This window comes from Oceanidesulfovibrio marinus, assembly GCF_013085545.1.
GTDB lineage: Bacteria > Desulfobacterota > Desulfovibrionia > Desulfovibrionales > Desulfovibrionaceae > Oceanidesulfovibrio > Oceanidesulfovibrio marinus.
In genome coordinates, this window is sequence record NZ_CP039543.1 from 4,025,107 (window position 1) to 4,039,367 (window position 14,261).

The window sequence follows — 14,261 nt, forward strand, 5'->3', positions numbered from 1 at the left end:
GTAGGTGCCCGCGGACAGCTTGGACGTGCCCTCGTAGTGATAGTTTTGAGGGTTTCAGTCAGGTCCTCGCCAGAGATCTGAACTGGCTCGAAGAGCTGGAGCCGTTCTTCTGCGATCTTTTCCGGTGTGGGGAAGTGATGGCCGTAAATCAGGTCGGCCTCGAACACCTCCTTGTTCTCTCCCTGGACCCATAGGTTATGGGCGGAAGCCGCTGTTGCCGTAAAGGCGATGGTACATGCGATTCCAACGGCGCCGATCATTCTTGCAACACTCATTTTGTTCCTCCAGATGCAAATTTTCCACGATGACAGATGGTTAATCAATTGTTCGGCCAGCCGAAAACATGCGGCAACGACAATGAGATGCAGACTCATTATCAATACGAAATATTGGGGTATGCAAAAGGCGGGATTTTGGCAACCCATTTAATTCATTAAAGGCACAAAAAAGAAGAGAGCAGCGCGACAACGGCAGGTGAGCGAGCTTAACGCGTTGTGATCTTTTGAATTTCTGGATTTCGGCAAGAGAAAGGCGGCAGTCGGCGCGATCACGTCCTGCAACCAAAAGGGGGCCGAAGCCCCCTTCCTTTATGGTCTCCCGCCTGAAGCCAGGCTACTGAATGCCCGGCACCGGGAAGCGGCTGCACAGGATCTGCACCTTGCGATGGATGACCTCGTGCAGGGTCGTGTCCTCCGGGTGTGTCAGGGCCTCGGTCATCCAATCGGCCAGCAGGGCGGCTTCCTGCTCCTGCATGCCGCGCGTGGTAGCGGCCGGCGTGCCGATACGGATGCCGCTGGGCTTGAGCGGCGGGTTGGGGTCGTCCGGAATGATCTGCTTGTTGGTGGTGATGCCCACGGCGTCCAGAATCTCCTCGGCGTTCTTGCCGTTGATGCCGAAGCTCTTCTCCGTGTCCAGCACGAGCATGTGGTTGTCCGTGCCGCCCGTAACCAGGGCGCCGCCGTGGCCCAGGAAGGCCTCGGCCATGGCCTTGGCGTTCTTGAGCACCTGGGCAGCGTACTCCCTGAACTCGGGCTGCAGCGCCTTGCCCATGGTGATGGCGATGCCGGCGATGACGTTCATATGCGGTCCGCCCTGCAGGCCCGGGAACACGGACTTGTCGATCTTGGCCGCGTGCTCCTTCTTGCAGAGAATCATGCCGCCGCGCGGTCCGCGCAGGGACTTGTGCGAGGTGGTAGTCATCACGTCGAAGCCGTGGTCCAGGGGGTTGGCCATCACGCCGCCGGCCACCATGCCGGCGTAGTGGGAGGCGTCGCACATGGTCAGGGCGCCCACCTCGTCGGCAATGGCCTTGAACGCGGCGTAGTCCAGGTCGCGCGGGTACGAGGTGTAGCCGGTCAGCACCAGCCTGGGCTTGTGCTCCAGCGCCAGCTTGCGGATGGCGTCGTAATCGAAGGAGCCGTCGGACGGGTCGGTTTTGTAGCGCACGAAGTTGAAGAGCCGGCCCATGTGGGAGACGGGCGCGCCGTGGGTGAGGTGGCCGCCGTGGGAGAGGTCCATGGCCAGGATGGTGTCGCCGGGTTCCAGCAGGCCCAGGTACACGGCCTGGTTCATGGGCGAGCCCGAGAGCGGCTGGACATTGGCGTGCTCGGCGCGGAACACCTCGCAGGCGCGCTCCCGCGCCAGTATCTCCACGGCGTCGGTGTACTTCTGGCCGCCGTAGTAGCGCCGGCCGGGGTAGCCCTCGGAGTACTTGTTGGTGAACACGGAGCCGAGAACCGCGAGCACCTCGGGGTAGGTGTAGTTCTCGGACGGGATGAGCTCCACGCCTTCGCGCTGGCGCTGCTCTTCGCCGATAAGGTTCTGGAAAACGGTAGGATCGGTGCGGGAAAGTAATTCGACAAACTCGTGCATGGGCCAGCCTCCAGTGTGCCCTGCGTAGCAGGGGTCGTGGATGCACGCCGTTGATCGGCGCGGCCCAGGCGAGCGGCGGATGCTCTCTCCTCGCTTCCCCGTGGTTGATTCCACGTCGTGTCGCCAGTTGCGGGAGAGATTCGATGGAAGAACTGCTTCCCCCATAGCCAAAGACAGGGCAGGGCGTCAACCGGTCCTGGTGTGGTCCGGGCGTCAAGGGTTGGCAGGACAAAGCGTTTTCGTGATACGCAGCAATTGGGCGCGGTTGCGGGTATGGATGCGGCGGAGGCCGGGACACGCGGGCCGGGAGTTGCCGCGGATTTTTCCTGATGGTTTCGCCGCATCCTTTGGAAGACACCACAACGATTGCGGGCAAGCACGATGAAAATCCGGGAGTTCGCCAAGCTTACAGGTCTAAGCGCGCACACCTTGCGGTATTACGAGCGCATCAATCTGCTCCAGGTTGATCGCGACGCCAGCGGACACCGCGCGTACACGAAGCAGGATGTGAAGTGGGCCCGCTGCATCCGGCGGTTGAAGGACGCCGACATGCCCCTGAAGGACATCCAGGAGTTCGCCTCGCTACGCCACCACTGCTGCGGACCGGAGTGCCAGCGGCTGCAGGTTCTGGAAAAGCACAGGGAACGGCTCGAAGCGCTGCGCAAAGAAATACTGGAACATATTGATTTGATAGATGAAGAGGTGGCGCGATTCAAGGAGTGGAACAAACTGGAGTAAGTTCAGCATGAGCGCTTGACTTCGAGCGAACTCAAAGTGCTAGCGGTGTGATTTGGGGGATAATCCCACGCCCCGGATCCTTCGCTACCAAGGAGGTCGCTCGGATGAATTCTGAACAAAAACAACGGGATTTGGCAGCAGCCGGACAGAGAGCCGGTCATACGCACGAGGTTGCCGCCCAACCGCATTCTGCCGTGAACGCCGGTGCGCTGGCTCTGCCCATGGCCTGCGTCATCACAATGATCGCCGTGGCCACGGTGTTCATGAACCAGTCCATTTTTGTGGACATCGCGCGATCCTTTGCGCTGGATGCAAAAGAAGCCCGCTTCGCCTTCAGCATCGTCTCCCTGAGCTACTCGTTCGCATTCTTCGTTGTCGGTCCTCTCGCAGATATGTTCGAGTCCAGGAGGCTGGCCGCCGCCGGGCTTGGCGCGCTGGCCGTCCTGCTGTTGGCCGCTGCGCAGGCGCAGGATTATATATGGTTTCTTGCGTGCATGGGTCTGATGGGCGTGGGTGCCGCCGCCGTCCCGGCCTCCATGTTCCCCTATGTTGCCCGCACGGCGTCGCCCCGCACGGCCGGCATACACATCGGCGCCGTGGTCGCCTCGGCCACGCTGGGAATCGTCGTGGGCCGCGCAGTCCTTGGGGCATCCACAGACCTGGTCGGGTGGCGGGGTTCGTATCGCCTCCTTTCCCTGGTCTTCATTCTTTTTTCCCTGGGTGCGCTTTATGTCTTGAAGGAATCAAACAGGCCCGTAAGCAGGAGCACGCCCGACGTGCGCGGGCTGTATGCGGCAATGCTCAGGATTCTTGTTGCGCCGGCCACGGCGTCCCTGCTTCTGACAGGCTTTTTGCTGTTTTTTGGCTTTCTCGGCGTCATCACCTTTCTGACTTACCGGCTGGCCGCGCCCCCGTTCTCGTTCAGCGCCGCACAAGTGGGGTATATCAGCCTCGCGGGGATAACGGCCGTCATCGCGCCGTTTTCCGGTGGCCAGGCCCGGCGGCTGGGCGCATACGGCATCATCTTCCCCGGCCTGGCAGTCTGCATCGCAGCCATGCAGCTTCTGGGCTGGAGCCAGAGAGTGGGGCCGATGGTAGTGGGTATCCTGCTGCTCTTTCTTGGCGTGTACGCCTGCCAGCCGCTGCTGTTCATGCTCATGGGGCAGAGGATTCCGCCGCAGGCCATGGGCTGCGCATCATCCCTGTACATCCTGTGCTGCATCGGCGGGGGCAGTCTTGCCTCCATTGTCCTGGGCGGCGTATGGGAGAAGCACGGCTGGGCCGGAATTACCCTGGCGTGCTCCGGCTCCATCGTGCTGGCGCTTATTATGGCTGTTGTGAGCGCGAGGAGCGGCAGGGCGCGGTGCTCGTAAGGCATCGTACGGAGTCCAGCTTTAGCTGGGTCGAGTTCCCCTGGCTCGTCTTCGAGGAGCCGGCGCACCTGCCGCAGTACGTCATCATGTTCGCGCGCCTACGCCTTCCATGACCGACTGTTTGGGCAGCTCGCGCCGCGCGCCGGCCATAGTGCCTGTGCTGGTACGCACGCACAGGAGAAATACCGCCCATTTTTTTGGAGGCGCGGAGCTGTCCTTTTTCTGGCGTCCTGATTCCCTTCGATCAAGCGACTGCGCCTTCTTTATCCTTTTATGCGTCGTTGACCGAAGCCGCAGGCGTCGTCGATGATGAAGATTTTCAGTGAGGTGGCATTGCCGAGTTCCTCAATTCGGGTTACCTGAATAATACTTAACGAAATTTTACCTTCAGCGCGATGCAAGTCCTGACTCCAATCATCCCCGCCCACGCTCCTGTTTTCATGCCAGAAAAATCCGGGCCGGGAGCAGGGAATCCAGTCCGCCAGAACCGCTGTTTCCACACCTTCTGACACCCATGAGGTATCTGCATGACACCCCCTCGTGAGCGGCTCCACTACATCGACAACCTGCGCGTACTCCTCACCTTTCTGGTCATCCTGCACCACTCGGCAGAGGCCTGGACAACCGGCCCCCACTCGGTCACAGGGCACACCATCAACCCCCTCATGAACCTCTTGTGCGGCATCAACGGTTCGTTCTGCATGGGCACGTTCTTTTTGGTGTCCGGGTACTTCCACCCGCCGGCCCTGGCCAGGAAAGGAACCTGGCCCTTTATCCACGACCGGTTCATGCGCCTGGCACTGCCGGCCCTGGTCTACTCGTTCACGATTCGTCCGCTGCAGTGGTACTTCATAGAGTACGTAGTGGACGGGACCACGCCGAATCCCGGCATTATCGGCTCGCTGCCCAATTTTTTCTGGGACCACTACGGGTTCAGCCACCTCTGGTTCCTGCTCGTGCTCTTCTTCTTCGGGATCGGGTATGCGCTGCTGGATCGGACGTGGAAGCGGTTTTCACCGATTACGCCCAAGTGGGCGAACCCCGAGACGGTGGGTATTCAAAGACTGCTGATCGCCGTCCTGGCCGTGTACATGCTCGCCTCGTTCGTGGTCCGGATCAAGTTCGAGCCGAACGCCTGGATACGCCTTCCCTGGCCCGTATCCGTGCGGGCTGCGCACGTGCCGCAGTACGTCTTTATGTTCGCCCTGGGCCTCTATGCATACTATGGGCAGCTGTTCAAGAAGCTCACTGTGCGCACCGGCGTGGTCTGGACCATAATCGCGTTCATTCCCACGATCATTTTCACGCCGATCTTCCGGGTCGACGCCTACCTGGGCTGGGGCTGGAACATTACCGGCGTCGTCTCCACGATCCGCGAAACGGTCATGTGCGTGGGCATAAGCATTGGCCTCGTGGTGCTGTTCCGGGAAAAGTTCAACATGACAGGCACGGTGCTCAGGTTCCTACGGCGCACAGCTTACGCCGCGTACATCGTGCACCTGCCCATCGTGTTCGTCTTCCAGTACCTGGTGCTGGACTGGCCCCTGAACCCCTTGCTGCTGTTCATGGTGGTGGGCGGCGCGACTCTGACGCTCACCTTTGCCATCAGCGCGTTGCTGGTCCGTCTTCCGGGCGTGCGATCCGTGTTGTAGCGGGCCGGCAGAACGATTCGGGCCTGGCGTCCGGTCTGGCTCGGCGGCTTCGGGGCCGTCAGAGACCAGGGCGCCAGGCCGTGCGGAGCAGGGCGGGTGCCTCGCCGGAAGGCTGGTTGGCGCGGTGGAGCCGATCAGGGCTGGCTCATGCTGATACGCCGCGCCCAATGCTGCGCATTCCGGGTCAGGCCATCTCCCGCTTCATCCGGGCAATGCCGTCGTCCCTGGCAGCGGCCAGGGCGAGCGCCGAATCCACGCCGTAGAGCCGGGCGTTGTTGTCGCCCAGGATGGCGCGCTTGGTCTCGGAGTCCGGGCCGCCCAGCTCGGGCAGGTCGTACTGTGCGCGCAGATCCTCGGGAATCTCCAGGCGGCGCAAGCCCTCGATCTGCCATTGGGGCGTGCCGGTCCAGAGGGCGTCCGTGCCCCAGCAGACATGGTCCGCGCCCAGCCCCTTGACGAGCTGGCCCAGGATCATGGCGGCAAGGCGCGGCTCGGCAATGACGGTCTGCGCAAAGGTCTGCCCCAGATCGGCGTAGACGTTGGAGACGCCGTGTTTGGTCGGGATCTCGGCCAGATCCGTGACCCATTCGATGCGGCCTGTTTTCTGGAACGCCTTCCAGGCCTCCTCGGCAGTGCCGCCACCGGCGTAGCGGTAGCCGGCGTGATAGATGACGAAGTTGAGCCCGGGCCAGTCCTTTGCCGCTTTGGCCACGTCGCGCACGTCGCAGTAGGGCGCCAGATTCGGAAAGCGCCGCTCCGTGGCCGGCGGGAACAACCCCTTGTGTACGCAGACATTGACCAGGCTGGCCTTCTGGAACTTCTCGTACGCCGGATAGACGAGGTCCTCGTCATCCATGAACCAGGGATGCTCGGAGAGGTCCTTGTGCGTGTTGTCGCCGATAGTGTAGCCCTTGAAGGAGTCTGGTTTCAGGGTCTCGATGGCGTAGTCCACCTGGTCCATCCAGCCGTCGTAGCCCGGCGCGAACACGGCGTGGGCAAAGGAGCGGCGGGTTCCGGCCAGGCCGTTGATCACTTTGCGGCCCTCGGCGATCATGTCATTGGTCAGGAACCAGTCCTCGGTTATCTCGGACGGCGCGCCGCTGATGCAGGCCATGGTGGTGTCGCTCTTCAGATACATCTCGTCGAGATAGTTCTGGAACATGAGGTCCTGGATGGTCTGCTTCTTGCCTTTCAGGTCCGGGTTCCAGCCGCGGTCGCGGGCCTTCTCCCGCATGGCCACGAACCCGGTCAGCCGGGTGTCCGGCCGCAGGAAGTGGGTGTGCATGTCGATGACGAGTTGGCTGGACAACCTGCCGGCGCGCTCGGCGGCGCGTTCCGGATCGGCCGCCTCGGCCAGGTCGGCCTCGAAGAGCATGCCGAAAGTCTGGTTCATGGCCACAAAGGCGGCAGCCATGCCGGCAGCCGATCCCAGAAACTCCCGCCGGCTGATGCCCTGGCGTTTGGCGAGTTCGCTGCCCAGGGAGTCGATCCGCGCGGCAAGCTCCCGCTGTCTGGGCGTGCGTGGACCGGGCGCGATCTCGTCGCTGCCGCGGTCGCGGGTGGGAAGGGGACGATTCAGTCGGTTTCCAAAACGGCGCAGTATCCTGGGATTCTTGGGACTCCGGGGCATGGCGGCTCCATATTGCTGGCGGCAGGGTTGCAATTCAGGGGATCAAACCCTGACATCCTACCATAGCGGAACCGCGGATGCATGCCTGCAGACCGGGGAAAATCGGGAAGGGCGGGAAGATCAGGCGGTCTCGCCCTGCATGACCTCCAGCAGCACGTTGCGCAGCTCTTTCATATCCACGGGCTTGGCGATGTAGGCGTTCATGCCGGCGGAAAGGAACCGCTCGCGGTCTCCGGCCATGGCGTGGGCCGTCATGGCCACGATGGGTATGTTCTGGCCGGGCCCCAGGGAGTCGTCCGCGCGTATGGCCTCCGTGGTCTGCATTCCGTCCATGCCCGGCATCTGCACATCCATGATCAGGATGTCGAACTCCTCCACGCGCAGGCACTCGATGGCCTCCTCCCCGGTGGAGACGACCACGGCGTCGTAACCGAGCTTTTCCAGAAAACGCTGCGTGGTGAGCTGGTTCAGCCTGTCGTCCTCGGTGACGAGGATGCGATGCGCCGCATTGGGTTCCGGCGTGCACGGACTCTCTGGCGGGACGTCCTCGCAGCGGGCCGGGAACTCCAGGGTGAAATGGACGGTGGTGCCGCCGTCCGGAACGCTCTCGATTCCGACCTCGCCGCCCAGGCGGTCCACAATGCGCTTCACCAGGCTGAGACCGATGCCGGCGCCCTGGTAGCGGCGGGTGTAGGATCCATCCACCTGGGCGAAGGGTTCGAAGATATCGTTCAGCTTGTCCTTGGCAATGCCGATGCCGGTGTCACAGACCGAAAAGCGTAAGCGAGCCAGCCCCTTGCTGGAGCTTTGGATCCGCTGGACAGAGATGCGCACGTGGCCCTGGGGCGTGAACTTGAGCGCGTTGCCCACGAGATGCAGGAGAACCTGCCGCACCCGGCCCACGTCTCCCAGCAGTGTGGCCGGAACATCCGCATCGACCTTTGAGAACAGGGAGAGCCCGCGCCTGAGGGCTTCGATGCGGAAGTTGTCGATGACGGTTACCACGGCCTGGGCTGGAGAGAAGGGCGCGACGACGAAGGTCGCCGTTCCGGTGTCGAAGCGGGAGAGCTCCAGGATGTCCTCGATGATGGTCAACAGGCTCTTGCCCGACTCCAGAGCGACGTTGATGTACTGCTGCTGGTCGTCGTTGACGTGGGTGTTGGAGGAGAGAAGCTGCAGCATGCCGAAGATGCCGTTGAGGGGCGTGCGTATCTCGTGGCTCATGTTGGCCAGGAACTCGCTCTTGGTGCGGCTGGCGGATTCGGCCTGCTCCTTGGCGGCGATGAGTTGCGACTCCGACCGCTTGCGGTCGGTGATGTCCCTGGATACGCCGATCCAGGCGTTGATCTCGCCGGCTTCGTTACGCAGGGGCGTTGTCACCATCTCGGTCCAGACCGTGGAGCCGTCCTTGCGAATCTGCACGTACTCCTCGCGGACAGCCTCCTCATGGGGCTTGGCGTCCGGCAACCCATCCATGAAACCTTGCAGCATGCTGGCCCTGAGCCGTTTGAACGACTCCGGCAGGAAGTGGTCCTCAAGCCGCAAAGCGAGCGCCTCGTTCGGGGTGTAGCCCAGAAGCCGCTCCACGGACGGGCTGATGTACTGGTAGCGAAAGTCCCGGCCCACGATGCCGATGACGTCGCCGGCGTTGTCGGCCAGCAGACGGTACAGCTCTTCGTTCTCATGGGCCTTGCGCTCCGCATCCTTGTACTCGCTGAGGTCCGTTGCGGACCCGATGATACCCTGGAGGGAACCGTCGGCGGCGCAGTACACCGCCTGCGAGAACTGCACCTCGCGCACGTTGTCGTCCGTATCGCGCACGATGGCCTGGTAGCGCTGCACCCCGCCGTCCTCATACAGGGCGTCGTCATGGGCGCGGTACACGGCGGCGAGCTCCGGCTGCGCGATGTCCTGATCCGTGTAGCCAATGATGCGCTCCTTGGGCAGGCCCACCAGCTCGGCAAAGGCTTCGTTGCAGTTCTGGTACACGCCGTCCGTGTTCTTGTAGAAGATTGCGGTGGGCAGGGCGTCGGAAAGGGTGCGGTTGTATCGTTGCTGCTCGTCCAGCTGCTCGCGGGCGTTCTTGTGCGCCTCGATTTCCTGGCTGAGTCGCAGGTTGGCCAGCCCCTGGCGCGAGATGAGGCCCACGAAGTTGCGGTGAAATTCCAGGATGCTGCGCACCTGCTCCCGGCTCAGGCGGGGAGTCGCGTCGTACATGGCGAGGTACGCTTCCTCGTCAAAGCCGTAGCGGCGCGCCTGCTCGCGCAGGCGGCCGGGGTCCACCGTATCATCGTCATACAGGAAGGAGCAGAACATCAGGGAGGCGAGATGTTTGCCTTCGATTGTAATGGGGACGTCTATATGCCTGAGGCCGTTGGGGCAGTGCCGGTGGATGACACCTTCCGGAGTGGACTCGGCCTGCCCGGCGCTGCGGTCCGGACTGCCGCCGTTACGCAGGCATGCTGCTGCCGCCTCGGGGTGGGAGGCGTGGAACGCCTCGCAGAGTTGCGACGCCGCCGTGGAGACGAGGCGATTGGCGTCGCGGTCGATAATAATGGTGGGGATGGCGCTTGCTTTGTATAAAGCGTCGGCCATGGACTGAAGGTCGTTAATGTTGACGAGTTCGGCAAAAGAGTATCCCGGCACGTCGTATCCCCCGTAAATTCAAAGTCGTGACTTACGGGTACTTGATATTTAAATCAAACTCAACAGATTTGAGTAGTGTGGAATGAGTAACACGAATATTGAAACGTGTAGTAAATATTCGGAGAGGACGAGGCCCGCAACGCTTCTGGGGTGTGGATTGTTGCGGCTGGCTGTCGGACGCGCCTTACTCCGCAGGCAGCGGCAACCCGTGCATCCGCAGGAAGGAGAGCTTGTCCCAGTAGCCGCGCTGGAACACGATTCGATCGTTTTGCACATGGAAGAAGCCGCAGCCCCGGAGGCCGAGCGGGTCCTTCCATTCAAGGATGGCCCACTCCCCGTCCTCGAAGATGTTCTCTACGATGCAGACCATCTCGGCGCTGGCGAACTCCCGGGCGAACATATCCCGTATCGCATCCCGGCCCTGTACCAGCGACTCCGCCACCTGGTGGTTCACAGCGTCTTCGGCGTAGAAAGCGGCAATCGCCTCGGCATCTGCAGCGTTGAATGCCTCCACCCACCGGGTCACGAGCTCCTTCGGGTGCATGTCGATCCCTCGATTCGTCTGAGATGGCAGGAAGTGTGCCGGCAGGATTGCGTTCGCGCGCAACCTGGGATTCCATAACTGCGCGAGCCGGTTCCCGGACTACATCTCCCGAGCCTCTTCCTCGCGGTGAATGCGGCAGGCGTTCGCCGCCTGGACCATGGCGCGGAACAGCCGCCGTTGCTCCTTTTTCTGCTGCAAAAACTCTGGATGCCACTGCACGCCGATCACGAACTCGCGCCCTATGTGTTCGATGGCCTGGACCACGCCGTTGAGCTCCTGCGCAGAGATGCAGAGCCCCTCGCCCAGATCGTCCACGGCCTGGTCGTGCAGGGCGTTCACGCGGAGCTTCTCGCGCTGAAACACCTTCTGGAGCCGCAATCCGGGTTCCAGCCGCACCAGCACCTGTGGCAGGATGGTGCGCACCTGCGGCTCCTCCATGTAGAACTCGGTGATGCTCTTGAACAGGGTGCCGCCCAGAAAGACGTTGAGCAGCTGCATGCCGCGGCAGATGCCGAGCACCGGAATGTCATCGTCCAGGGCCTGCTCCAGCAGGGCATACTCCAGCTTGTCCCGCGCCGTATCGCCGGAGGCCGTGCGCTTGCGCGAGGAGAGCAGCCAGCGCAGCGAGGCCACCAGTGGATACCAGACCAGGCCGATGAGGTAGTGCACGGTTTCGGGCTCGGCCGCGTCCAGGTCGTCCAGGGGGTGCTCGCCGCGTTCTTCGTACAGCGATTCGGCCACGTCGGCCCCGCCGCTGATGATCAGGCCATCGAGCTGCACCTGCTGCTTGGGGTTTGCCGGATGCAGGCGCACGGGCCGGCCCCCGGCCAGGAAGATGGCCAGGGCGGTGAAGAACCACATGCCGGCGCCGCCCTTGTCCGGCCCGCTGACGCCTATGCGCGGCCGAGCCATACCGGCACCTTTTCTTTCCATGACGAGGTGAAGAGATCGAAGGGAAAGCCCGGAGTGTTCTGGAAGTCCTCGGCCATGGCGGCCAGGGTGTCCGGCCTGCGGGAGAGCTCGTCCACCTCGGTCCAGAGCGCCCACTCGTCGGCGATGCGCCAGTTTGGATCGTCGATCAGGCAGTTGGGCAGGCGGTAGTGGAAGGCCGGCCGCGGCTTGATGAGGTGCTTCTCCCTGGCTCGGGACATCACACGGTCGCGGTCCAGATGGGCGAAGAGCGGCAGGCAGTCAAGCGGCCGGTTGCGTGTGGAGTTGCTGTCCAGATAACTGTCGATGAGGAACTTTATGTCTGCCGGCATGTACTCCGGGTCGGTCACCAGCCGGGTGTATCCGGACGGAAACTTGTCGATGAACGGGCTGAGCACGCGCGACACGTCGATGTCCGCAGCTTCGCGCAGCCAGGGGTAGCAGAGCAGGAAGGCCTTGAGGAAGTTTGTCAGCGTGGCGACGCTGAGGTCCGGCGGCTCGATGTTGAACTGCAGGCCAAAGGCGTAGAGGATGGAGGCGCGGGTGCCCTTTGCCTTGCGGCGGTGCAGCGCCTCGCGCAGATCGTCCATGGAGTCCAACTCGGTCATGGGTATGGGCGGAGCCACGACCTCGTAGGGGACGAGCTCTTCGGCCACGTCCAGCAGGAAGCGCTCGATGCGCTTCTCCTGCGATGCGTCGAGGTCGATGCCGATATCGCGCAGCAGGGAGATGTAGCCCTTGCTGCGCAGCAGGGAGGAGTCCAGCTCCACCGAGAAGTTGCCGTAGGCCGTGTTCTCCACGCGGCAGACAAAGGTCCCGTCCTCGCAGGGCGTGCCGCCGAAGACCTCGCACACGGCCGCCGCGGCCTCGTTGATGTCCATCCCGGCGAACTCGAACTCCAGCCCCACGTGGCGGGGGGAGCCGTCGCTCTTTTCGGTGACTGTTGGCAGTACGAACGTCATCCATCCTCCTCGTTGCGATCGCCTACCATAATGGTACATCAATTCGCAGGCTTGGTGGAAGAGTTAGTGGAGAGACAATGGCCGGAAGACCGGCGCCTTGCAACCGAAGATTTGCAGACGCCTGGACCGGAACACCCTGCGAACAGTGTCGATTTTTCCGCGAGGGCCGGTCGCCAACGCCCCCGGAGGACAGTTGCCGGACTTTCACTTGTACGCCTTTGCGCAGGTCTGTTACATGTGTGAGGAGCATACCGCCGCGCTCCGTGAATCGTCCGGCGGTCGTCCATGCCCGATTCGCAACCAATCAGACACCGCGAGATATATTCATGAAGACGCGAGCCTGTGGAATACTGCTGCACCCCACTTCCCTGCCGTCCAGGTACGGCGTGGGGGATATGGGACCGGAAGCGTACCGTTTTGCCGAGCTGCTGGCCGAGGCTGGCATGCTGTACTGGCAGATGCTGCCCCTGGGGCCCACATCCCCGGCCCTTGGCAACTCCCCGTACGCCGGGTTCACCGCATTTGCCGGCAACCCTCTGCTCATCAGCCCGGCGGCCCTGGTCTCCGACGGCTTCCTGCGCCAGGACGACCTGGGCGATCCATGGCCGGTGCACCGCAACGCCCTGGACTACGCCGCCGTGGAGCGCGACCGCGGCCGGATACTGACCATCGCCTTTGAGCGCGCCCGCTCCGGCCTCGACGCCGACCCGGAGTTTAAGGCCTACTGCAGAAAGTCCGCGTACTGGCTGGATGACTGGGCCCTGTTCACCAGCCTCAAGGACAGCTATGGCGGCAAGCCCTGGAGCCAGTGGGCCGAAGGCCACCGCTTCCGCGATCCCAAGGCCCTGGACGAGTGGCGCGAAAAGGCCGCGCGGGAGATTCTGGCCGAGAAGTTCACCCAGTATCTTTTCCACAAGCAGTGGGCCGAGCTCAGGGACTACTGCCGCTCCAACGAGGTGCACCTGTTCGGCGATATGCCCATCTACGTGGCGCATGACTCGGCCGATGTCTGGGCGCATCCCAATCTTTTCAAGCTCGATGCGGACCGCAATCCGCTGTACGTGGCCGGGGTTCCGCCGGACTACTTCAGCGCCACGGGCCAGCGCTGGGGCAACCCGGTGTACAACTGGCGCGCGCACCGGGAGAGCGGCTTCTCGTGGTGGCTGTCGCGCATCGGCCATGTGCTGGACCGCTTCGACATGGCGCGGGTGGACCACTTCCGCGGCTTTGTGGGCTACTGGGAGATTCCGGCCGAGGAGGAGACCGCCATCAAGGGCCGCTGGGTGGACTCACCCGGCGTGGAGCTCTTCACGGCCATGGCCCGGCGCTTCCCCTCGCTGCCCATCGTGGCCGAGGACCTGGGCGTGATCACCTCCGAGGTGCGGGAGCTGCGCCAGCTTTTCAGCCTGCCGGGCATGCGCATCATCCAGTTCGCATTCGGCAAGGAATGGCCTAAGCACGTGCCCCATTTGCACACGTCGGACAGCGTCGTGTATACTGGCACGCACGACAACAACACCTTCCGGGGCTGGTACCGCACCGAGGCCGGGGACAAGGAGCGCTGCACCTTCCACGAGTACCTGGGCCACGCGCCGGCCGAGGAGCGCGTTCACCTGGAGGGCATTCGGCTGGCCATGTCCAGCGTGGCGGACACGGTGATCGTGCCCATGCAGGACGTGCTCGGCCTGGACGAGAGCTGCCGCATGAACCGGCCCTCCACTCTTTCCGGCAACTGGGAGTGGCGGCTGCTGCCGGACGAGGCGGCCACGGACAGCTTTGCAGAGATGGCGCGCATGGCGCGCTTCTTCGACAGGGCCGGCTAGGAGCTACCTCGAAAAAGCCCTTTTGCCCTGTGGCTGCGTCAGGCTCTTCCTGTGCGGAGGTCGAATACTGTCAGGTATACTCCCTCCGCCC

At 62.9% G+C, this 14,261-nt stretch carries 11 protein-coding genes and 1 riboswitch; of the genes, 4 read left to right on the forward strand and 7 right to left on the reverse strand.

All coding sequences use genetic code 11. The features are described 5' to 3' along the window. Nucleotides 1-612: 612 nt before the first annotated feature. Nucleotides 613-1,872, reverse strand: a complete 1,260-nt coding sequence (locus tag E8L03_RS17750; RefSeq protein ID WP_171268068.1) for a serine hydroxymethyltransferase — start codon at nucleotides 1,870-1,872, stop codon at nucleotides 613-615. Between the two features lie 55 nt (nucleotides 1,873-1,927). After that, nucleotides 1,928-2,013, reverse strand: a riboswitch (ZMP/ZTP riboswitch). Between the two features lie 240 nt (nucleotides 2,014-2,253). On the opposite strand from E8L03_RS17750, the gene E8L03_RS17755 reads away from it, so the two are divergent. Together E8L03_RS17755 and E8L03_RS17760 are read left to right on the forward strand one after the other, a co-directional pair. Further along, the gene (locus tag E8L03_RS17755; RefSeq protein ID WP_171268069.1) at nucleotides 2,254-2,610 is read left to right on the forward strand and encodes a MerR family transcriptional regulator; all 357 of its coding nucleotides are present in this window, start codon (nucleotides 2,254-2,256) and stop codon (nucleotides 2,608-2,610) included. Between the two features lie 104 nt (nucleotides 2,611-2,714). Next, nucleotides 2,715-3,983 carry an MFS transporter gene (locus E8L03_RS17760; protein WP_171268070.1) on the forward strand — a complete coding sequence of 423 codons (1,269 nt, stop codon included), beginning with the start codon at nucleotides 2,715-2,717 and terminating at the stop codon, nucleotides 3,981-3,983. 263 nt (nucleotides 3,984-4,246) lie between these two features. Here the strand turns inward: E8L03_RS17760 and E8L03_RS17765 are convergent, their stop codons facing one another. Next, nucleotides 4,247-4,495 (reverse strand): hypothetical protein, encoded by a 249-nt coding sequence (locus E8L03_RS17765; RefSeq protein ID WP_171268071.1) that lies wholly within the window; start codon nucleotides 4,493-4,495, stop codon nucleotides 4,247-4,249. Nucleotides 4,496-4,510: 15 nt separating this feature from the next. Here E8L03_RS17765 and E8L03_RS17770 point away from each other — a divergent pair, with 15 nt between their 5' ends. Beyond that, nucleotides 4,511-5,635: an acyltransferase family protein gene (locus tag E8L03_RS17770; RefSeq protein ID WP_144305133.1), complete on the forward strand. Its 1,125-nt coding sequence runs from the start codon at nucleotides 4,511-4,513 to the stop codon at nucleotides 5,633-5,635. 184 nt (nucleotides 5,636-5,819) lie between these two features. Here the strand turns inward: E8L03_RS17770 and E8L03_RS17775 are convergent, their stop codons facing one another. From E8L03_RS17775 to E8L03_RS17795, 5 genes are all read right to left on the reverse strand, one after another. Beyond that, nucleotides 5,820-7,265 carry an amidohydrolase family protein gene (locus E8L03_RS17775; RefSeq protein ID WP_171268072.1) on the reverse strand — a complete coding sequence of 482 codons (1,446 nt, stop codon included), beginning with the start codon at nucleotides 7,263-7,265 and terminating at the stop codon, nucleotides 5,820-5,822. Between the two features lie 120 nt (nucleotides 7,266-7,385). Next, entirely contained in the window at nucleotides 7,386-9,860 is a 2,475-nt protein-coding gene (locus E8L03_RS17780) for a PAS domain S-box protein (protein WP_171268073.1), read from the reverse strand. Nucleotides 9,861-10,095: 235 nt separating this feature from the next. After that, nucleotides 10,096-10,455, reverse strand: a complete 360-nt coding sequence (locus E8L03_RS17785; protein WP_171268074.1) for a nuclear transport factor 2 family protein — start codon at nucleotides 10,453-10,455, stop codon at nucleotides 10,096-10,098. A 99-nt stretch (nucleotides 10,456-10,554) separates the two neighbouring features. Beyond that, nucleotides 10,555-11,367 carry a gamma-glutamyl-gamma-aminobutyrate hydrolase family protein gene (locus E8L03_RS17790; protein ID WP_171268075.1) on the reverse strand — a complete coding sequence of 271 codons (813 nt, stop codon included), beginning with the start codon at nucleotides 11,365-11,367 and terminating at the stop codon, nucleotides 10,555-10,557. Next, a complete protein-coding gene (locus E8L03_RS17795) occupies nucleotides 11,349-12,347 on the reverse strand; it encodes an amidoligase family protein (RefSeq protein ID WP_171268076.1) in 999 nt (332 codons plus the stop codon). The genes E8L03_RS17790 and E8L03_RS17795 overlap by 19 nt, the downstream gene beginning before the upstream one ends. 326 nt (nucleotides 12,348-12,673) lie before the next feature. On the opposite strand from E8L03_RS17795, the gene malQ reads away from it, so the two are divergent. After that, entirely contained in the window at nucleotides 12,674-14,170 is a 1,497-nt protein-coding gene (malQ, locus tag E8L03_RS17800; RefSeq protein WP_144305127.1) for a 4-alpha-glucanotransferase, read from the forward strand. Nucleotides 14,171-14,261: the final 91 nt, after the last annotated feature.